Origin of the sequence: Kitasatospora sp. NPDC085464, from assembly GCF_044541955.1 — a bacterium.
Lineage (GTDB): Bacteria > Actinomycetota > Actinomycetes > Streptomycetales > Streptomycetaceae > Kitasatospora.
The window spans coordinates 26,098-49,175 of record NZ_JBITTM010000007.1 but is presented as its reverse complement, the minus strand read 5'-3'; the positions used below and the strand labels follow the sequence as shown (position 1 = coordinate 49,175).

The window sequence follows — 23,078 nt, the reverse complement described above, 5'->3', positions numbered from 1 at the left end:
TCAGCGGTCGCTCAGACGGCCGAGCTCGTTGTCGATGAAGGCGAGGACCTCGTCCGCGCTCGCCGCTTCGAGCCGCTCCGCGATGACGTCCTCGGCATTCTGCGCGTCCTGGTTTCGCAATTTCTCCAGCATTCGGCGCAGCCGGAGCGAGACCGCGTTGCGGGTCGCCTCGTCGGTGTCGGTGTCCGCCAGGGCCGCGTCCAGGCGGTCGAGTTGACCGAGCAGCGCGGTGCCGTCCGCGGCGTCCTGTTCGTCCAGGAGCACGCCGAGCAGGTGGGTGCCGAGCACGGTGGACGTCGGGTGGTCGAAGACCAGCGTCGCCGGGAGGCGCAGGCCGGTGACGGCCGTCAGGCGGTTGCGCAGTTCGAGTGCGGTGAGGGAGTCCACGCCGAGGTCGTGGAAGTCCCGGTCGGCGGCGACGGCCTGCGGCGAGGCATGGCCGAGAACGGCCGCGGCCTCGGTGCGGACGAGGTCGACGACGTGGCGCAGCCGGTCGGTCTCCCGCAGCTCGGTGAGGCGGGCGGCGAGCGCGGCCACCGCGCCACTGCGGGCGCCGGTGGGCTCGGCCACGCGGCGGGCGCCGCGGACGAGGCCGCGCAGCAGCGCGGGCACGGTGCCGGGCATCCGGGCCGGGCCGGAGGCACGGCCGATGGGGACGAGGTAGGGCTCGTCGACGGCCATGGCGGCGTCGAGCAGGGCGAGACCGTCCTCTTCGGTGAGGGGCGGGACTCCGGAGGCGTGGATGCGGTGCAGGTCGGCTTCGGAGAGCGTCCCGGTCATGCCCGCCGTGGGCACCCAGGCGCCCCAGCCCAACGACTGGGCGGGCAGGCCCTGCCGGCGGCGCCAGTGCGCCAGCGCGTCCAGGTAGACGTTCGCCGCCGCGTAGTTGCCCTGCCCGGCGCTGCCCAGCACGCCGGAGATGGAGGAGAACAGGACGAAGGCCTTCAGGTCCTGGTCCTCGGTCAGCTCGTGGAGGTTCCACGCCGCGTCCACCTTGGGGCGAAGGACGCCCGACAGCCGCTCGGGGGTGAGCGCGCTCACGACGCCGTCGTCCAGCACACCAGCCGCATGCACCACACCCGTGATCGTCCGGCCGTCCAGGGCCTCGGCGAGCGCCTCCCGGTCGGCGGCGTCACACGCCACGACCTCGACGTCGGCGCCCAGTTCCCGCAGCTCCTCCAGCCACGCACCGACGCCCCCACGCCGGCTCAGCAACAACAGGTCCCGGACGCCGTGTTCCACCACCAGATGCCGCGCGACAAGACGGCCCAGACCACCCGTCCCACCCGTGATCACCACCGTCCCCGAGCCCCAGCCCGCGGACGACCCGCCGCCCGCCACCCGGGCCAGCCGGCCCACCCGCACGGCTCCGGCGTAGGCGGTGAACTGGAAGTCTCCACCGTCCGCTTGTGCCCCGAGAGCGGGCAGTGCCGCCGTCACATCCGACTCTCGCTCGACGTCGAGCAGGGCGAACCGGCCCGGGTTCTCCGCCTCCGCCGCCCGCACCAGGCCCCAGACCGCTCCGCCGGCCAGGTCCGCGACCTCGCCGCCCGGCACCGCGCCCCGGGTCGTGAACACCAGACGCGCGTCCGCGAAACGCGGCTCGGCCAGCCACTCCTGCAGCAGGCCCAACGCCCACGCCGTCACCTCGTGCACGGCCTCGGGCGACTCGCCGCCCGCCACGGGCACGAGCACGATGTCCGGCACCTCGCCGGTCAGGTCGGCGAGCGACGGCACGTCCTCGCCCAGCGTGAGTGCCCGCGCCGGCCCGGTGGCACGCGCCGGGACGTCCACCCAGTCCAGCCGTAGCAGCGCCCCGGCCGGCCCGGCCCGCCCGGCCACGGCGGCCGGCTCGCCCAGCGTCAGCGACCCCGCCGACAGCACGGGCCCGCCCGCCGCGTCCACGACCTCGACCTCGACCGCGTCCGCGCCGGCCGGGGCGACCCGCAGCCGGACGACGGTCGCGCCGGCCGCGTGCAGCGCCACCTCGCGCCAGTCAACGGGCACCAGCCGCCCGTCGTCGTCCGCCCTGGTCAGGGCCGCGATCTGGACGGCCGCCTCCAACAGCGCCGGGTGCAGCCCGTACGGTGCCGCATCCTCGGCCCGGCCCGGCAGGACCGCCTCGGCGAACACCTCGTCGCCCCGCCGCCACACGGCCTGCAGAGTGCGGAACGCCGGGCCGTGGTCCAGCGGCTCGTGGCAGGACTCCGGGTCCACGGCCACCGCGTCCGCCGGGGGCCACACGGAGGCGTCGAAGCCGCCCTCGCGCTCGCCGATGGCCAGCGTGCCGGTGGCGTGGCAGATCCACGCACCGTCCACCGTGTCCTCCGGCCTGGCGTAGCAGCTCAGCGGACGCGTCCCGGCCTCGTCCGGGGCGCCGGCCACCAGCTGGACGACGACGGCGCCGTCCTCGGGCAACACGAGCGGATCGGCGAGCGTCAACCGCTCGACCCGGTCGCAGCCCACCTGGTCCGCGGCCCGGACGGCCAGCTCCAGGAACCCGGTCCCCGGGAACACGGCGACGCCGGCCACCCGGTGGTCGGCCAGCCACGGCTGCGCCTTGACCGACAGTCGGCCGGTCAGCAGCACGCTGCCCGAGTCGGCCGGGGAGACCACCGCGCCCAGCAGCGGGTGTTCGGCCGGCCGCAGGCCCGCGCCGGTCACGTCACCGGTGCGCGCGGCCGGGGTGGGCCAGTAGCGCTCGTACTGGAAGGCGTAGGTCGGCAGGTCGACCCGCCGGGCGCCGGTGTCGTCGAAGACCCGGGCCCAGTCGACGGGGACGCCGACGACGTGGAGGCGGGTGAGTGCGGTCAGCAGGGCGCCCTCCTCCGGCCGGCCGGGGCGCAGCGCGGCAGCCGCGACGCGGTCGGCGCCCTCGTCCAGATTCTGTGCGGCGAGGGCGGTGAGGACGCCGCCGGGACCGAGCTCCAGGTAGTCCGTCGCGCCGGCGGCGTCGAGGGTACGGATCCCGTCGGCGAAGCGGACGGCCTCGCGGGCGTGGCGGACCCAGTAGTCGGGGGTGCGGAGATCGTCGGGGTCGGCGAGGGCGCCGGTCAGGTTGGAGACGACGGGGATCGAAGGCGCGTGGTAGGTCAGCCCGTCGAGGACGGCCCGGAAGCCGTCGAGCATCGGATCCATCAGCGGCGAGTGGAACGCGTGCGAGACCCGCAGGTGCGTCGTCTTGCGGTCGGTCAAGTGCGCGCGGATCTCCTTGACAGCTCCCTCGGCGCCGGAGACGACGACGGAGGTCGGGCCGTTGACGGCCGCGATCGACACGAACTCACCCAGCAGTGGCCGGACTTCGTCCTCCGTCGCCGACACCGCGAGCATCGCGCCACCCGACGGCAGCGCCTGCATCAGGCAGCCGCGGGCACGGACCAGCGTGCAGGCATCCTCCAGCGAGAACACCCCGGCCACGTGTGCGGCCGCCACCTCACCGATCGAGTGACCGGCCACGAACTCCGCGTCCACGCCCAGCGATTCGAGCAGCCGGAACAACGCCACCTCGACCGCGAACAACCCGGCCTGGGCGTACTCGGTCCGGTCGATCAGCTCCTCGTCCGAGCCCCAGACCACATCGCGCAAGGGCACGTCCATCGCCGCACACACCGCATCGAACGCCGCCGCGAACACCGGGAACCGGGCATACAACTCCCGCCCCATCCCCAACCGCTGCGACCCCTGCCCCGAGAACAGCAGCGCGAGCCTGCGCTCTCCCGCCGCTCCGCGTGCCACCTCGGTGCCGTCCAGCAGCACCGCCCGGTGCGCGAACCGCGACCGCCCCGCCAGCGACAGCCCCACGTCCAGCGGCGAACCGGCCGCCCCCGCGAGTCCGGCCAGTTGCGCGTCCAGCGCGGCCTCCGACACTCCCGAGACCACCCACGGCACGACAGCCGGCACGATGCCCGGCTCCCCGGCCTGATCCACCACGGGCGCCTGCTCCACGATCACATGGGCGTTCGTCCCGCTGATCCCGAACGACGAGACCCCGGCCCGGCGCGGGTGACCGGCCTCCGGCCAGTCGCGCGCCTCCGTCAGGAGCTCCACCGCGCCTGTCGACCAGTCGACGTGCGACGACGGCGCGTCGACGTACAGCGTCTTCGGCAGCACGCCCGCGCGCATGGCTTCCACCATCTTGATGACGCCCGCGACCCCGGCCGCCGCCTGGGTGTGCCCGAGGTTGGACTTCACCGAGCCGAGGAACAGCGGCCGTTCGCGGTCCTGGCCGTAGGTCGCGAGCAGCGCCTGGGCCTCGATCGGGTCGCCCAGCGTGGTCCCCGTACCGTGCGCCTCGACGGCGTCGACCTCGGCGGGCGAAAGCCCCGCGTTGGCGAGGGCCTGGCGGATCACCCGCTGCTGGGACGGGCCGTTGGGCGCCGTCAGGCCGTTCGACGCACCGTCCTGGTTGACGGCCGAGCCGCGAACGACGGCCAGGACCGGGTGCCCGTTGCGGCGGGCGTCCGAGAGCCGCTCCAGCACCAGCACACCGGCGCCCTCCGACCAGCCCGTCCCGTCGGCGCCGTCCGCGAACGCCTTGCAGCGCCCGTCCGTGGCCAGTCCGCCCTGGCGGGTGAAGCCGAGAAAGCTCATCGGCGTGGACAGGACGGTCACGCCGCCGGCCAGCGCCAGGGTGCACTCACCGCTGTCGAGGGACTGCGCGGCCAGGTGCATCGCCACGAGCGAGGAGGAGCACGCGGTGTCGATCGTCAGCGCGGGGCCCTCCAGGCCGAAGCAGTACGACACCCGGCCCGAGATCACGCTGTTGGCCAGCCCGGTGCTCGCGTGGCCCTCGACCTCGTCCCGGGAGTTCATCACCAGCGAGGCGTAGTCCTGTCCGGTCGTGCCGACGAAGACGCCGGTGCGGCTGCCGCGCAGCGCCGTCGGGTCGATGCCCGCCCGTTCGAACGCCTCCCAGGACGTCTCCAGCAGCAGGCGCTGCTGCGGGTCCATCGCGAGAGCCTCGCGCGGCGAGATCCCGAAGAAGCCGGCGTCGAAGTCCCCGAGGCCGGCGAGGAAGCCGCCCTGGCGGGTGGCGCTCACGCCGTGGCCGGTGCCGAACAGTGCGTCGAGGTCCCAGCCTCGGTCGGTCGGGAAGTCGGTGATGCCGTCGCGGCCATCGCTCAGGAGCCGCCAGAGGTCCTCGGGTGTCCGCACTCCGCCGGGCAGGCGGCAGGCCATGCCGACGATCGCGATCGGGTCCCCGGCGTCGGCGCGGGTGGCGGCCTCCGGAGTCACCACGTCGTCCTCTTCGCCGAGGAGTTCCCCGAGGAGGTGCGCGGCGAGCGCGTGCGGGGTCGGGTAGTCGAAGACCATGGTCGCCGGGAGCCGGAGCCCGGTGACGTCGGCGAGGCGGTTGCGCAGCTCGATCGCGGTGAGGGAGTCGAATCCGAGGTCCCGGAACTCCCGTCCGGGGGCGACCGCTTGGCCCGAGGCGTGGCCGAGGACGCCGGCGGCCTCCGCGCGGACGAGGTCGACGACGTGGCGCAGCCGGTCGGTCTCGCGCAGCTCGGTGAGACGGGCGGCGAGCGCGGCGCCCGTGCCCGTGGTGCTGACGGCGGTACGGCGCGCGGTGGGCAGGAGCGCACGGAACATCGTGGGCACCTCGCCGCGCGGGCGGGCGCCGGCGGCCATGCGGCCGGTCGCGACCAGGTACGGCTCGTCGACGGCCATGGCCGCGTCGAGCAGGGCGAGACCGTCCTCCTCGGTGAGGGGCGGGACTCCGGAGGCGTGGATACGGTGCAGGTCAGCCTCGGAGAGCGTCCCGGTCATGCCGGCGGTGGGCATCCAGGCGCCCCAGCCCAGGGACTGGGCGGGCAGACCCCGGTGGCGGCGCCAGTGCGCCAGCGCGTCCAGGTAGACGTTGGCCGCCGCATAGTTGCCCTGCCCGGCGCTGCCCAGCACACCGGAGATCGACGAGAACAGGACGAAGGCCTTCAGGTCCTGGTCCTCGGTCAGCTCGTGCAGGTTCCACGCCGCGTCCACCTTCGGGCGAAGGACGCCCGACAGCCGCTCGGGCGTCAGCGCGCTCACGACGCCGTCGTCCAGCACACCGGCCGCATGCACCACACCCGTGACTTTCCGGCCGCGCAGCGCCTCCGCGAGCGCCTCCCGGTCGGCCGCGTCACACGCCACCGCCTCGACGCGCGCACCCAGCTCCCGCAGCTCCTCCAGCCACGCACCGACGCCACCACGCCGGCTCAGCAACAACAGGTCCCGGACGCCGTGTTCCACCACCAGATGCCGCGCGACAAGACGGCCCAGACCACCCGTCCCACCCGTGATCACCACCGTCCCCGAGCCCCAGCCCGCGGACGACCCGCCGCCCGCCACCCGGGCCAGCCGGCCCACCCGCACGGCTCCGGCGCGGACCAGCACCTGCGACTCGCCGGTCGCCAGCACTGCGTCCAGCGGCAGTTCACCGTCCGCGTCCACGAGGACGAACCGGCCCGGGTTCTCCGACTCCGCCGCCCGCACCAGGCCCCACACGGCAGCGCCGGCCAGGTCCGCGACCTCGCCGCCCGCCACGGCACCCCGCGTGACGAAGACGAGGCGCGCGTCCGCGAAACGCGGCTCGGCCAGCCACTCCTGCACCAGGCCCAACGCCCACGCCGCCACCTCGTGCACGGCCTCCGGCGTCGAACCACCCGTCACCGGAACCACCACAGCGCCGGGCACCTCGCCGCCGAGCTCCGACAGCTCCGCGGCCTCCACGCCCAGCGTCACGGACCGGGCGCTCACCGGTCGGGCGGGCGCAGCCGCGACCCACTCCAGCCGCAGCAGCGACCCGTTCGCCCCGTGGGAAGCAGCGGCCGGCTCGCCAAGCTCCACGGACTCCGCCGACAGCACGAGCTCGCCCGCCGCGTCGGCGAGGACCAGCGACAGCGTGTCCGCGCCCGTCCTCGTCAGCCGGGCCCGCGCCACCGTGGCACCCGTGGCGTGCAGCGACACCCCGGACCACGCCACCGGCACGAGCCCTCGGCCGTCCGCCCGCAGGACGGCGGCCAGCAACGCCGGGTGCAGACCGAACCCGGCCGCCGAGCCCGCCAGTTCGGCCGGGAGCCCGGCCTCGACGAAGGTCTCCTCGCCGCCCCGCCAGACACCGGGACCGTCCACGGCGGCGCCGGTCGGCGGCCAGACCGCCGCGTCGAAGTCGGCGGCGCGCGCTCCCGTGGTCAGCACCCCGGCCGCGTGCTCGGTCCAGAGCTCGTCGAGCCCGCCGTCGGGGCGCGAGAAGAAGGTCACCGTCCGCGCACCCGACCCGTCCGGCGCGCCTGCCCGGACCTGGAGCGTCGTGCCGCCGCCCGCGCCGCCCAAGGCGAGCGGCCGGGTGACGGCGAGCCGCTCGACCCGGTCGCAGCCGACGTGGTCGCCGACCCGGATCGCCAGCTCCAGGAACCCGGACGACGGGAAGACCTCCGCGTCGCCCTCCCACGCCGCCACGGTGCCGGGCACGAGCCGCCCGGTGAAGACGACGCTGTCCGTGCCCGCGAGCGGCACGGCCGCCCCGAGCAGCGGGTGGTCCGCCGCCAGCAGGCCGGCGCCGGTCACGTCGCCGACACCACTGCCCAGAGCGGGCCAGTAGTGCTCGTGCTGGAACGGGTAGGTGGGCAGCTCCACCTGGCGGGCGCCGGTGCCGTCGAACAGCCGCGTCCAGTCGACCGGGACGCCGACGACGTGCAGCCGCGCCAGCGCGGTGACCAGGGTGTGCTCCTCGGGCCGGTCACGGCGCAGCAGCGGGAGCGCGGGGGCGTCCGGGTCCTGCTGGGCGAGGGCGGCGAGGACGCCGTCGGGGCCGACCTCGACGAAGGCGGTGGCGCCGGCCTCGTGCAGGGCGCGGACGCCGTCGGCGAAGCGGACGGTCTCGCGGACGTGGCGCACCCAGTAGTCGGGGGTGGTGAGGTCCGCACCCAGAGCGCCGGTGAGGTTGGAAACAACCGGAATCGAAGGGGCGCTGTAGGACAGGCCGTTCAGGACCTCGCGGAAGTCCGCCAGCATCGGATCCATCAGCGACGAGTGGAACGCGTGGGAGACCCTGAGCCGCGTCGTCTTGCGGTCGGAGAAGTGCGCGCGGATCTCCTCGACGGCCTCCTCGACACCGGAGACGACCACGGAGGTCGGGCCGTTGACGGCCGCGATCGACACGAACTCACCCAGCAGCGGCCGGACTTCATCCTCCGTCGCCTGCACGGCCAGCATCGCGCCGCCCTCCGGCAGTGCCTGCATCAGCCGGCCACGGGCACGCACCAGCGTGCAGGCATCCTCCAGCGAGAACACCCCGGCCACATGCGCCGCAGCCACCTCACCGATCGAGTGCCCGGCCACGAACTCCGCCTCCACGCCCAGCGATTCGAGCAGCCGGAACAACGCCACCTCGACCGCGAACAACCCCGCCTGGGCGTACTCCGTCCGGTCGATCAGCTCCTCGTCCGAGCCCCACACCACCTCGCGCAAGCCCGGCTCGAACTCCGCACACACCGCATCGAACGCCTCGGCGAACACCGGGAAGCGGGCATACAACTCCCGCCCCATCCCCAGCCGCTGCGATCCCTGCCCCGAGAACAGGAACGCCGTCGACCGCTCCCCCGCCAACCCGCGCGCGACCTCGGCCCCGTCCACCAGCACCGCCCGGTGCCCGAACCGCGACCGCCCCGCCAGCGACAGCCCCACATCCCCCGTAGAGCCCCCGACCCCGGTCAGCCGCTCCACCTGTGCGTCCAGCGCGGCCTCCGACTTCGCCGAGACCACCCAGGGCACCACACCCGGCACGACCGAGGGATCCGCCCCGGAAGCGTCCTCCGCCGGAGCCTCCTCGACGATCACGTGCGCGTTCGTGCCGCTGATCCCGAACGAGGACACCCCCGCCCGGCGGGGCCGCTCGACCCCCGGCCATTCTCGCGCCTCCGTCAGCAGCCGCACCGAGCCCGCCGACCAGTCCACGCGCGAGGACGGCGCATCTGCGTGGAGCGTCTTCGGCAGCACGCCCGCCCGCATCGCCTGCACCATCTTGATCACGCCCGCGACGCCGGCCGCCGCCTGGGAGTGGCCGAGGTTGGACTTGATCGAGCCCAACCAGAGCGGCCGGCCGTCCTCCCGCCCCTGCCCGTAGGTGGCGAGCAGGGCCTGGGCCTCGATCGGGTCGCCGAGCGGCGTCCCCGTCCCGTGACCCTCGACGGCGTCGACCTCAGCGGCCGACAGTCCGGCGGCGGCCAGGGCCTGGCGGATCACCCGCTGCTGGGAAGGGCCGTTGGGTGCCGTGAAACCGTTGGACGCGCCGTCCTGGTTCACCGCCGAGCCCCGGACGACCGCGAGGACGCGGTGCCCGTTGCGGCGGGCGTCCGAGAGCCGCTCCAACACCAGGACGCCGACACCCTCCGACCAGCCCGTCCCGTCGGCGCCGTCCGCGAACGCCTTGCAGCGCCCGTCCGAGGCGAGCCCGCCCTGCCGGCTGAACTCCAGCAACGCGCCGGGCGTCGCCATCACGTTGACGCCGCCCGCAACCGCCAGTGTGCACTCGCCCGCCCGCAGCGCCTGGACCGCCCAGTGCAGGGCGACCAGAGAGGACGAGCAGGCGGTGTCGACCGTGACCGCCGGGCCCTCCAGCCCGAGGGTGTAGGAGAGGCGGCCGGACAGGGCCGAGGCGGCGATGCCGGTGCCGATGTCGCCGGTGGCATCGGCCAGGGAGCGCACCAGCAGGTACGCGTAGTCCTGGCCGTTGGTGCCGAGGAAGACACCGGTACGGCTGCCGCGCAGCGCCGTCGGGTCGAGGCCCGCCCGCTCGAACGCCTCCCACGAGGTCTCCAGCAGCAGGCGCTGTTGCGGGTCGGTGGAGACGGCCTCGCGGGGCGAGATGCCGAAGAAGTCGGCGTCGAAGCCGGACACCGAGTCGAGGAAGCCGCCACGCCGCGAGACGCGGGTGCCGCGCTCGTCGACGCCGGCGTCCGCCAGGGCGCCGAGGTCCCAGCCGCGGTCGGCCGGGTAGCCGCCGGTGGCGTCGGTGCCGCCTGCCACGAGGTCCCAGAGGTCCTCGGGCGAGGCAACGCCGCCGGGGTAACGGCAGCCCATGCCGATGACGGCGACGGGTTCGGCGGCCGCGGCCAGGAGTCGACGGTTCTGCGTGCGCAGCCGTTCGGTCTCCTTCATCGAGGACCGGAGAGCGGCGACTACCTTGTCGTGGGGCGTGGTCATGGGTGCTCCGTCAGTCCTGGGCGTGGTCGGGGTCGTTGCGCAGGGCGGCCTGCACCAGGTCGTCCAGGTCCATCGCGTCGATCGCGTCGGTGCCGTCGGGTTCCTGGGCGGGCGAACCGTCGGCGAGCCTCAGCAGCGCGTCCAGCACGCCGCTGCGCCGCAGGCGGTCCAGCGGGACGGACTCGAAGAGCGCCCGCAGGCGGGCGCGCTCGGGGTCCGAGCCGTCCGTTCCGGCCCCGCCGTCGCCCTCGAACAGCAGGCCGAGCAGGTGCTCGGCGAGCTCGGTCGGGCTCGGGTGGTCGAAGACCAGCGTCGGGGACAGGTCGAGGCCGGTGGCGGCGCCGAGCCGGTTGCGCAGCTCGATCGCGCCGAGCGAGTCGAACCCGAGGTCGCGGAAGGCCTTCTCGGGGCCGACGGCCTCGGTGCCGGGCAGTCCGAGCACCTCGGCCGCGCGGCCGCGCACCAGCCCGAGGAGGGCGGCGGAGCGACGGGCCGGACTGAGCGTGGCCAGTTCGGCCCGCAGCTCGCGACCGTTGGCGTTGTCCCCACCCGGACCCTGCGGGTCGGCGTAGCCGGGGAGGTCGGCGAGCAGTCGGCTCGGGCGGACGGCGGTGAAGGCCCGGACGAAGCGGTCCGGGTCGACGTCGGCGACCAGCGTGGTCGGCGCGGTGTCGAGGACGGCGCGGCGCAGCGCGGCGACGGCAACGGCCGGGTCGAGCGGCCGGATGCCGGTGCGGCGGGCGGCCTCGCCGGCCCGGGCGTCGGCGGCCATGCCGCCGCCGGCCCAGGCGCCCCACGAGAGGGACGTGGCGGCGAGTCCGTCGGCGCGGCGGCGTTCGGCGAGGGCGTCGAGGACGGCGTTGGCGGCCGCGTAGTTGCCCTGGCCGGGGTTGCCGACGGCCGCGGAGGCGGAGGAGAACAGGGCGAACACGGCGAGGTCGTGGTCCCTGGTCAGCTCGTCGAGCAGGAGGGCCGAGGTGGCTTTGGCGCGGTAGACGTCCTCGAACCGGTCGGGGGTGAGGCCGTCGATGACGCCGTCGTCGAGCACGCCGGCGGCGTGGACGACGGCCGTCAGCGGGTGCTCGGCGGGCACGGCGGCCAGGACGGCGGCCAGCGCTTCCCGGTCGGCCGCGTCGCAGGCCGCGAGGGTGACGGTCGCTCCGGCCGCGGTGAGTTCCCGGCGGAGCTCGGTCGCGCCGGGGGCGTCCGGGCCGCGGCGGCTCAGCAGCACGAGGTGCCGGGCCCCGGCGGCGGCGAGGCTGCGGGCGACCTCGCCGCCGAGTGCCCCGGTGCCGCCGGTGATCAGGACGGTGCCGGTCGGGTCCCAGCTCGTCGGGTCGCTCGCGGACCCGCCCGGTGTGGCGGCCAGGCGGCGGACGAGGACGCCGGTGGGCCGGACGGCCAGTTGGTCCTCCCCGTCCGGGTCGGCGAGGACGGCGGCCAGGAGGGTGCCCGCGCGCCGGTCGATGGTGGCGGGCAGGTCGATCAGGCCGCCCCAGCGCTGTGGGAGTTCGAGCGCCGCCACTCGGCCGAGGCCCCAGACGGCTGCCTGGGGCAGGCCGGTGACGCGGTCGCCGGGGGCGGCCGCGACGGCGTCGCGGGTGAGGCCCCACAGGGGTGCGCCGATCCGGGCGTCGCCGAGGGCCTGTACCAGGACGGCGGTGCGGACGAGCCCGGCGGGGATGCTGCCGTCCGCCGACTCGTCGAGCGCCAGGAGGGACAACACTCCGGTGATCTCCTCGGCCGGGCAGGGGAGTTCGGCGAGCTGCTTGGCGAGGCCGGCGCGGTCGGCGTCGGCCTCGACGGTCAGCCGGACGGCGTCCGGGCCGAGCACGGCGAGGACGGCGTCCGTCCAGGCCGCGTCGACGTGTCCGGACGGCAGGACGGCGAGCCACCTGCCGGCCGGGGCGCCGGAGCGCGCCCGGTCGAGCGGCTTCCAGACGATCCGCCGGCGACGGGCGTCCACGGCAGTCTGCTCCTCGCGCCGGTCGTGCCAGTCGCGCAGCGCCGGGAGCACCTGGGCGAGGGCGTCGCCGTCGACGTCCAGGGTGCCGGCGAGCGCGTCGAAGGACGCGGTGCGCAGCGCCGTCCAGAACTCCCCGTCCGGGGACGCGGCCGAGGCGAACGACTGTTCGGGCCAGTAGCGCTGCCGCTGGAACGGGTAGGTGGGCAGGTCGACCCGCTGGGCGCCGGTGCCGGCGAAGACCGCGGACCAGTCCGGCGCGAGCCCGTCGGTGTGCAGGCGGGCGACGGCGACGAGCAGGGTCGTGCGCTCGTCGCGGCCGTGGCGCAACGCCGTGGCGGTGACCACGGGTCGGGCCGGGTCGGCGTCCTCCCCGGTGTCGGCCTGGACGAGGGCGGACAGGACACCGTCCGGGCCGAGTTCGAGGTGGCGGCGCACACCGCGGGCGGTGAGGGCGGCGACGCCGTCGGCGAAGCGGACTGCGTCGCGGACGTGGCGCACCCAGTACGCCGCCCCGGTGTCACCGGTGACCACGTCACCGGTCAGGTTGGACACGAGCGGGATGCGCGGGGCGGTGTAGGCGATGCCCCGGGCGGTCCGCTCGAAGTCGTCGAGCATGGCGTCCATGTGTACGGAGTGAAACGCATGGCTCACCCGCAAACGCCTAGTCCTGCGTCCGGCGGCGGCGAATCCGGCGGCGATGCGTTCGACGGCGTCGGTGTCTCCGGACAGGACGACGGCGCGCGGGCCGTTGACGGCGGCGATCGAGACGCCGTCCGTCAGCAGCGGCAGCACCTCCGCCTCCGTCGCCTCGACGGACACCATCGCTCCCCCACCGGGGAGTTCGGACATCAGCCGGGCCCGGGCCGCGACCAGCGTGCAGGCGTCCTCCAGCGAGAACACCCCCGCCACGTGCGCCGCCGCGATCTCACCGATCGAGTGGCCCATGACGAAGTCCGGGCTCAGGCCCCACGACTCCACCAGCCGGAACAGCGCCACCTCCAGCGCGAACAACGCCGGCTGCGCATACCCCGTGTCGTCCAGCAGAGCCGCCTGAGCCGAACCCTCCTCCGCGAACAGCACCGGGCGCAGTGGCCCGGCCAGCCGTCCCTCGAAGCCCGACAGGACGGCGTCCAGCGCGTCGGCGAAGACGGGGTACGCCGCGTACAGCTCCCGCCCGGCGCCGGGGCGCTGCGAGCCCTGGCCGGGGAAGAGGAAGGCGGTCTTCCCGCCCAGGGCCGCGCCCTGGACCAGGTTGGGCGCGGCCTGCCCGTCGGCGAGGGCGCGCAGGCCCTGTGCCAGCTCGTCGCGGTCGGCGGCGAGCACGGCGGCGCGGTGGTCGAGCAGCGTGCGGGTGGTGGCCAGCGAGTGGCCGAGGTCGCGGACCGTCAGCTCCGGGTCTGCGGCGAGGCGGGCGAGCATCAGGTCGGCCTGCTCGCGCAGCGCTCCCGGCGTCGCGGCGGAGAGCGGGACGGGCAGCGGCCGGTCGTCCGGACGCGCTTCGACGGGCTCGGCCGCGGGCGGCGCCTCGACGATCACGTGGGCGTTGGTCCCGCTCGCGCCGAAGGCGGAGACGCCCGCCCGGCGGGGGCGGCCGGTGGCCGGCCAGGCGGTCTCCTCGGTGAGGAGCTCGACGGCGCCGGCCGCCCAGTCGACGTGCCGGGAGGGCGCGTCGAGGTGAAGGGTGCGCGGCAGCAGGCCGTGCCGCATGGCGAGGACCATCTTGATCACGCCGGCCACGCCGGAGGCGGCCTGGGTGTGACCCAGGTTGGACTTCAGCGCGCCGATGAGGACGGGCCGTTCACGGTCCTGGCCGTAGGTGGCGAGGAGCGCCTGGGCCTCGATCGGGTCACCGAGCGTCGTGCCCGTGCCATGCGCCTCGACGGCGTCGACCTCTGCGGGTTCCAGGCCCGCGTTGGCCAGGGCGCGCCGGATGACGCGCTGCTGGGACGGGCCGTTGGGCGCGGTGATGCCGTTCGACGCGCCGTCCTGGTTGGTCGCGGAGCCGCGCAGGACGGCGAGCACCCGGTGGCCGCGGCGCTCGGCGTCCGACAGCCGCTCGACCACCAGGACGCCGACGCCCTCGGACCACGCGGTGCCGTCGGCGGCGTCGGAGAAGGTGCGGCAGCGGCCGCCCGGGGACAGCGCCCCCATCTCGCCGAACTCGACGAACCCGACCGGGCTCGACATCACCGTCACGCCGCCCGCCAGGGCCAGCGAGCACTCGCCGGCGCGCAGCGCCTGGGCGGCCAGGTGCAGGGCCACCAGGGAGGACGAGCACGCGGTGTCCACGCTGACCGAGGGGCCTTCCAGCCCGAGGGTGTAGGAGAGCCGGCCGGAGAGCAGGCTCGCGGACTGCGCGGTCTCGACGTGACCGAGCTGGCCGATGGCCGGCCGGTAGTCGCCGCTGCCGCCGCCGACGAACACACCGGTGTCGCCGCCGCGCAGGCCCGCCGGGTCGATCCCGGCTCGTTCCAGCGCTTCCCACGCGGTCTCCAGCAGCAGGCGCTGCTGCGGGTCGACCACCATCGCCTCGCGCGGGGAGACCCCGAAGAAGGCGGCGTCGAACTCGCCCGCGTCGTAAAGGAACCCGCCCTGCTGGGTGACGCTGCGCCCGCGCCCGTCGCGGTCGCCGTGGGCGAGCCGGTCGAGGTCCCAGCCGCGGTCCGCCGGGAACGGGCCGATCGCGTCGGTGCCCTCCCGCAGGAGCCGCCACAGGTCCTCGGGCGAGCGGACGCCGCCCGGGTAGCGGCAGCCCATGCCGACGATCACGATCGGGTCGTCGGTGTCGGCCGCGGCAGCCGAACGCTCCACCTCCTGGGCCTCGTCGAAGAGTTCGGCGCGCAGGTGGGCGGCGAGGGCCGCCGGGGTCGGGTAGTCGAACACGAGGGTCGCGGGCAGGCGCAGGCCGGTCGCGGTGTCGAGCCGGTTGCGCAGGTCGACGGCGGTCAGCGAGTCGAAGCCGAGGTCCTTGAACGGGTGCCCGGACGGCACGTCGTCGGCGTCGGCGTGGCCGAGCACGGCGGCCGACTCGGCCCGGACGATCGCCAGCAGGGCATCGGTGCGCTCGGTGGCCGACCGCTCGCGCAGGCCGGCGCGCAGCGCGTCGGCCCGGCCGGAGCCGCCGACGCTCGCGGGGGTCTCGCTGACGGCCACGCGGGCCTCGGGCAGGTCGGCGAAGAGCCGGCTGGGCCGGGCCTCGGCGAAGGCGGGCGCGAAGCGCTCCCATGCCACGTCGGTGACCGTGACGGCGGGGCCGTCGAGGGCGGCGGCGAGGGCCGTCAGGGCGCGGTCGGGCGACATCGGCGGCAGCCCGTTGGCCCGCAGGTGCGCGGCCAGCGAGTCGGGCGTCCTACCGGCCCAGGCACCCCACGAGACGGCGGTACCGGCCCGCCCGGCGGCATGACGGCCCTGGGCGAGGGCGTCGAGGAGCGCACTGGCAGCGGCCTCGTCGGACCGCCCCTTCACGCCCCAGGTGCCGGTGATCGACCCGAACAGCAGGTAGGCGTCGAGCTCCCGGTCCGCGATCGCCTCGTCGAGCGCCCTGACGTCGGCTAGCAGCCCGGCGAGGTGGTCGGCGGGCTCGCCGGCCCGGCCCGTGTAGAGGACGGCGGAGAGCTCGGGGAGCCCGAGGACGGAGGCGACGGCCTCCGGGTCGCCGGGCGTGCCGGTGACGAGCGTCAGCTCGGCGCCGTGCTCGGCGACCTCGGCGCGCAGGCGGTCGACGGCCCGGCCGTCGACGCCGGAGAGCAGCACCACCTGCCGGGCGCCCGCGCGGGCCAGCCAGCGGGCGGTGGGGGCCGCGTGACCCTGCGCGTCGCCGACCACCAGGACCGTTCCGCGCGGGGTCCACGGGCGTGCGGTGTCGGCCGTCGTGGCGTGCACGAGGCGGCGGGCGAAGGCTCCGGCGGGGCGCAGCGCCAGCTGGTCCTCGCCGTCCCCGGCCGTCAGCAGGGCGCGCAGACGGGCCGACGTGCGGGCGTCGGGTGCCTCCGGGAGGTCGATCAACCCGCCCCAGCGCTGCGGGTGTTCGAGGGCGGCCACCCGGCCGATGCCCCAGACGGCCGCCTGCGCGGCGTCCTGCGGGGCCTCGGTGTCGCCGACGGCGACGGCACCGCGGGTGAGGCACCACAGCGGGGCCTCGACGCCTGCCTCGCCCAGGGCGGCGAGCAGGACGTCCGGCCGGGCGAGCCCGGTGGGCAGGCCCTCGGAGGCGGCGAGCAGGGACACCACGCCGGTGACCGGCGCGGCGAGCGGGCCCGGGTCCACAGCGTCGTCCCCGTCGACCGCCACGCGCACGACGTTCGCGCCGAGGGCCGCGAGTACTGCGGACGTCCAGGCGTCGTCGTCCCGGTCGGACGGGACGAGGGCGAGCCAGGTGCCCGGCAGGGTGTCCGGGCCGGTGGGGGCGGCGTACGGCTTCCAGACGGCGCGGTAGCGCAGCCGGTCGGCGTCGCTCCGCTCGGTCCGGCGGCGGCGCCACGCGGACAGGGCGGGGAGCAGCGCGGTCAGCGACGTGTCGTCGTCGAGGCCCAGGGTCGTGCCGAGGGCGGCGGTGTCGGCGCGCTCGACGGCGGACCAGAACGCGGCGTCCGCCGGGTCGCCGACGGCGACGGTCTCGGGTGCGCGCTCGGGCCAGTACAGCTCGCGCTGGAACGGGTAGGTGGGCAGGTCGACGCGCGCGGCGCCGGTGCCGGCGAGCAGTGTGGTCCAGTCGACCGGCACGCCGGCGACGTGCAGCCGGGCGAGGGCGGTGACGAGCGTCCGCTCCTCGGGCCGGTCCCGGCGGCAGGCCGGTTCGGCGACGAGGTCGCGGTCGCCGGTGGAGCGCTGGGCGAGCGCGGCGAGGACGCCGTCGGGGCCCAGCTCCAGGAAGGCGGTGGCACCCGCGTCCGCCAGTGCCCGGACGCCGTCGGCGAAGCGGACGGTCTCGCGGACGTGGCGCACCCAGTAGTCGGGCGACTCGACACCGTCGGCCAGGGTTCCGGTCAGGTTGGAGATCAGCGGGATCGACGGCGCCCCGTACACGAGCCCGTCGAGGACGGCCCGGAAGTCGTCCAGCATCGGGTCCATCAGCGGCGAGTGGAAGGCGTGGGAGACCCGCAGGCGCGTGGTCCGCCGGTCGGCGAAGTGCGCCTCGATCGCCGCGACGGCTTCGGCGTCACCCGAAACCACCACGGACGTGGGCCCGTTCACCGCCGCGATCGACACCGACTCGCCCAGCTGCGGCAGGACTTCGTCCTCCGTCGCCTCCACGGCGAGCATCGCGCCGCCCTCCGGCAGCGCCTGCATCAGCCGGCCACGGGCGGCCACCAGCGTGCACGCGTCCTCCAGCGAGAACACTCCGGCCAGATGAGCCGCCGCCACCTCGCCGATCGAGTGCCCGGCCACGAACTCGGGCCGCACGCCGAGCGATTCGACGAGCCGGAACAGCGCCACCTCGACGGCGAACAACCCCGCCTGGGCGTACTCCGTCCGGTTCAGCAGTTCCTCGTCCGTGCCCCACACGACGTCCCGCAGCGGTCGGTCCAGCAGCTGGTCCAGACGCGCGCAGACGCCGTCGAAGGCCTCGGCGAACACCGGGAAGCGGTCGTACAACTCCTGTCCCATGCCGAGCCGTTGCGAGCCCTGCCCGGAGAACAGGAACGCCGTCGAGCGCTCGGCGGCGACGCCGCGCGCGACCTCGGCGCCGTCCAGCAGCACCGCCCGGTGCCCGAGCGAGGCCCGGCCGACGGCCAGCGAGTGGGCGACGTCCAGCGCGGACGGCCCGTCCACCTCGGCCAGACGCGCGAGCGATGCGTCCAGGGCGGCCTCCGACCGGGCGGAGACCACCCACGGCTCCGCGTCCGCGCGCAGCACCGGACCGGCCGGCTCCGCAGCCGGAGGCGCCTGCTCCAGCAGGACGTGCGCGTTGGTGCCGCTGACGCCGAAGGCGGAGACGCCTGCCCGGCGCGGGCGGCCGGTCTCCGGCCAGTCGCGGGTCTCCGTCAGGAGCTCCACGGCGCCGGCCGTCCAGTCGACGTGCCGGGAGGGCGCGTCGACGTGCAGCGACTTCGGCAGTTCCCCGTGCTGCATCGCGAGCACCGTCTTGATCACGCCGGCGGCGCCGGCGGCGGCCTGGGTGTGGCCGAGGTTGGACTTCACCGAGCCGAGCAGCAGCGGCCGTTCGCGCTCCCGCCCGTACGCGGCCAGCAGGGCGTGCGCCTCGATCGGGTCGCCGAGGGCGGTGCCGGTGCCGTGCGCCTCGACGGCGTCGACCTCGGCGGCGGTCAGGCCCGCGTCGGCCAGCGCCGCGCGGATCACCCGCTGCTGGGCTCGGCCGTTGGGGGCCGTCAGCCCGTTCGAGGCGCCGTCCTGGTTGACGGCGCTGCCGCGCACGACCGCGAGCACCGGGTGCCCGAGCTGGCGGGCGTCCGAGAGCCGCTCCAGGACGAGCACGCCCGCGCCCTCGGACCACGCGGTGCCGTCGGCGGCGTCGGCGAAGGGCTTGCAGCGGCCGTCGGCGGCGAGGCCGCCCTGCGCGGTGAACTCGACGAAGGCGTCCGGGCTGGACATCACCGAGGCGCCGCCGGCCAGGGCCAGCGAGCACTCCCCGGCGCGCAACGCGCGGGCGGCCAGGTGGAGCGAGACGAGGGCGGAGGAGCAGGCGGTGTCGACGGTGACGGCGGGCCCCTCCAGGCCGAGGGTGTACGAGAGGCGGCCGGACAGGACGCTCGCCGTGTTGCCGGTGGCGGCGTGGCCGCGGACGTCGGCGGTGCCGCGGCGCAGCACGGTCAGGTAGTCCTGGCCGTTGGTGCCGACGAAGACGCCGGTGTCGCTGCCGCGCAGGCGGTCGGGGGCGATGCCGGAGCGCTCCAGGGCCTCCCAGGAGGTCTCCAGGAGGAGGCGCTGCTGGGGGTCCATGGCGAGGGCTTCGCGGGGCGAGATGCCGAAGAAGCGGGCGTCGAAGCGGCCGACGCCGTCGAGGAAGCCGCCGTGGAGGGTGGCGGAGCCGCCGCGGCCGAGGGTGTCGAGGTCCCAGCCGCGGTCGGCGGGGAACGGGCGGATGGCGTCGGCGCCGTCGCCGAGCAGCTGCCAGAGGTCCTCCGGCGACTCGATGCCACCGGGAAAGCGACAGGCCATGCCGACGATCACGATCGGGTCGTCCGCAACGTCCCGCAGGGCCGGGGCCCGGTCGGGTTCGGGCAGGGTGCCGAGGAGTTCACCGAGGAGGTGGGCGGCCAGGTCGGCCGGGGTCGGGTGGTCGTAGACCAGGGTGGCGGGCAGGGTCAGGCCGGTGACGGCGGTGAGGGCGTTGCGCAGTTCGACGGTGGTGAGGGAGTCCATGCCGAGGTCGGTGAAGGGCTGGTCGGCGCCGACGCGCTCGCCGCCCGGGTGGCCCAGGACGGCCGCGACGCGGGTGCGCACGAAGTCGAGGACGAACCGCTCCCGGGCCCGCTCGGAGAGCTCGGCCAGGCGCTGACGCAGTCCGGACTCCGGGGCGGACGCCACCGGCCGGCCGGCCGGTCCGGCCAGCTGGGCGATCAGCGGGACGGGCCGCTGCGCGGTGAACACGGCGGCGAAGCGCTGCCAGTCGATGTCGGCGACGGTGAGCGCGGTGTCGTCGTGGTCGAGCGCGTGCCCGAGGGCGGCCAGGGCGCGCTGCGGCACCATCGGGGTGTAGCCACCCCGGCGCACCCGCTGCTCGACGCCGCTGCCGGCCCCGGCCATGCCGTCGCCGGCCCATGGGCCCCAGGCGATCGCGGTGGCCGGGCGGCCGTCGGCGCGCCGCCGTTCGGCAAGGGCGTCGAGGAAGGCGTTGGCGGCCGCGTAGTTGGCCTGTCCGGCCGCGCCGATGGTGCCGGCGGTGGAGGTGAACAGGACGAAGGCGGCGAGGTCGGCGTCGCGGGTCAGCTCGTCGAGGTGGAGCGCGGCATCGACCTTGGGGCGGAGCACCTCGGCGAACCGCTCGGCGGTCAGGGTGTCGAGGGTGCCGTCGGCGACGACGCCGGCGGTGTGGAACACGGCGGTGAGCGGCTGATCGGCGGGCACCGTGGCGAGGACGGCCGCGAGGGCGTCCCGGTCTGCGACGTCGCAGGCGGCCAGGGTGACGGTCGCTCCGACCGCGGTGAGTTCCCGGCGGAGCTCGGTCGCGCCGGGGGCGTCCGCGCCGCTGCGGCTGACCAGCAGCAGGTGCGCGGCGCCCTGGGCGGCGAGGCGGCGGGCGAGCTGCCCGCCGAGTCCGCCGGTGCCGCCGGTGATCAGGACGGTGCCGGTGGGTGTGTACGGCCTGGCGGCCGGGCGCTCGCCCAGCGGGTGATCCAGCGGGTGCCGCACGAGGCGCCGGGCGAAGGTGCCAGAGGCGCGGACGGCGAGCTGGTCCTCGCCGTCCGTGCGGGCGACCGCGGCGGCCAGACGGCGCAGCGCGGCGTCGTCCAGCTGCTCCGGTAGGTCGATCAGCCCGCCCCAGCGGGTGGGCAGTTCGAGGGCGGCGGAGCGGCCGAGGCCCCAGACGGCGGCCTGCCGGGGGTCGGCGGGCCGGTCGGAGCGGCCGGTGGCGACGGCGCCGCGGGTGAGGCACCACAGCGGGGCGGTGATGTCCGCGTCGCCGAGGGCCTGGACGGCGGCGACGGTGGCCGCGAGCGGGTCGTCGCCGAGCGCGAGCAGGGACAGGACGCCGGCGAGCTCACGCTCTTCCGCGGTCACGTCACGGAGCTGTGAAGCGAGTGCGGCCCGGTCGCCGACGACACGGAGGGTCACCGCGTCGACGAGCCCGTCCGCCCAGCTCGCGTCGTCCGAGGCGAGCACCAGCCAGCGGCCGGACGGCCGGGCCGCAACAGCGCCCTTCGCGTCGAGCGGCGTCCAGGCGGCGCGGTAGCGCCAGGCGTCGACGATGGAGCGTTCACGCCGGGCGCGGCGCCAGGTGGACAGGGCGGCCACGGCGTCCCGGTCGAGGTCGAGCCCGCTGCCGAGCGCGCCGAGGTCGCCGCGGTCGACGGCGGCCCAGAACTCGGCATCCACGGGGTCGGATCCCACCGACGGGGCGGACCGCCCCTCCGGCCAGTAACGCTCCCGCTGGAACGGGTACGTGGGCAGGTCGGCGCGGCGGCCACCGGTGCCGGCGAAGACGGCCGTCCAGTCGGGACGCACGCCCTGAACGAACAGCCGGGCCAGCGCGGCCGTCAGAGTCGGGACGCCGGGCCGGCCGCGCCGCAGTGCGGGCACGCCGGCCACGCGGGCGCCGTCTCCGAGGGTGCTGCGGGCGGCGGCGGTGAGGACGCCGTCCGGGCCGAGTTCGAGGAAGGCGGCGGCGCCGTGGCCGGCGAGGGCGCGGACGGCGTCGGCGAAGCGGACGGTGTCGCGCACCTGCCGGGCCCAGTACGCGGGCGCGGCGAGCTCGTCGGCGGTGGCAGGCGCGCCGGTGACCGTGGAGATCAGCGGGATCGCCGGGGCGTCGTAAGTGAGCGTGGCGGCGACGCGGGTGTAGGCGTCGAGCATCGGCTCCATGAGCGGCGAGTGGAAGGCGTGCGACACGCGCAGCCGCTTGGTGCGCCGCCCCTGGGCTTCGAACTGCCCGGCGATGCGCAGGACTTCGCTCTCGTCGCCCGCGAGGACCACCGAAGTGGGCCCGTTGACGGCGGCGATCGAGACGCCGTCCGCCAGCAGCGGCAGCACCTCCGCCTCCGGCGCCTCGACGGACACCATCGCTCCCCCACCGGGGAGTTCGGACATCAGCCGGGCCCGAGCCGCAACCAGCGTGCACGCGTCCTCCAGCGAGAACACCCCCGCCACGTGCGCCGCCGCGATCTCACCGATCGAATGCCCGACCACGACATCCGGGCGCAGACCCCACGACTCCACCAAGCGGAACAGCGCCACCTCCAGCGCGAACAACGCCGGCTGCGCATACCCCGTGTCGTCCAGCAGAGCCGCCTGAGCCGAACCCTCCTCCGCGAACAGGACGTCCCGGACGGGCCGTTCGTCTGCGAGGTCGAATCGGGCCAGGACGGCGTCGAGCGCCTCCGCGTACACCGGGTACCGGTCGTACAGCTCCCTGCCCATGGCCGGGTACTGGCTGCCCTGGCCGGTGAACAGGAAGGCCAGGCCACCCGCGGCCGGTCGACCGGCGACCAGGGCCGCGTCCGGCAGCCCGTCCCGCAGCGCGGCGAGGGCGCGCCGCAGCTCGGCGCGGCCGCCGGTGGTGACGGCGGCGCGCCGGTCGAGCGCGGTGCGGGTGGTGGCGAGGGAGAACGCCAGGTCGGCGAGCGGCAGTTCGGGCCGCTCGTCGAGCGCGGTCAGCAGCCGCTCGGCCTGGGCGCGCAGGGCCTCGTCGGTACGGGCGGACAGCGTGAACGGCACGGTGTCGCCGTCCGTCGGCGCAGCGGCCACGACAGCGGCCGGCGCCTGTTCCAGGATCACGTGTGCGTTGGTGCCGCTGAGCCCGAAGGAGGAGACGGCGGCCCGGCGAGGACGCCCGGTCTCGGGCCAGTCGCGCGCCTCGACGAGGAGCTCGATGGCGCCCTCCGTCCAGTCGACGTGCGTGGACGGCCGGTCGATGTGCAGGCTGGCCGGGAGAACCCCGTTCTGCATGGCGAGCACGGTCTTGATGACGCCGGCCACGCCGGAGGCCATCTGGGTGTGGCCGAGGTTGGACTTCACCGAGCCGAGCAGCAGCGGCAGCTCGCGCTCCTGGCCGTAGGTGGCGAGCAGTGCCTGCGCCTCGATCGGGTCGCCGAGCTTGGTGCCGGTGCCGTGGCCCTCGACGGCGTCGACCTCGCCCGGGGCGAGCCGGGCGCCGGCGAGTGCGGCGCGGATCACGCGCTGCTGCGCGGGCCCGTTGGGGGCGGTGAGCCCGTTGGAGGCGCCGTCCTGGTTGACGGCGGAGCCACGCAGGACGGCGAGCACCGGGTGGCCGAGCCGCTCGGCGTCGGAGAGGCGCTCGACCAGGACG

General features: G+C 75.8%; 2 protein-coding genes (1 of these 2 running past the window's edge). Both read right to left on the bottom strand.

The window, feature by feature from the left end:
- Positions 1-10,185: an SDR family NAD(P)-dependent oxidoreductase gene (locus ACIGG8_RS08040; RefSeq protein WP_396546379.1), complete on the bottom strand. Its 10,185-nt coding sequence runs from the start codon at positions 10,183-10,185 to the stop codon at positions 1-3.
- 10 nt (positions 10,186-10,195) lie between these two features.
- A protein-coding gene (locus ACIGG8_RS08035; protein ID WP_396546491.1) for a type I polyketide synthase crosses the window boundary here: on the bottom strand, positions 10,196-23,078 show its end. It continues 15,059 nt past the right edge of the window; the window shows 12,883 of its 27,942 coding nt (coding positions 15,060-27,942); its start codon lies off the right edge, out of view; its stop codon occupies positions 10,196-10,198.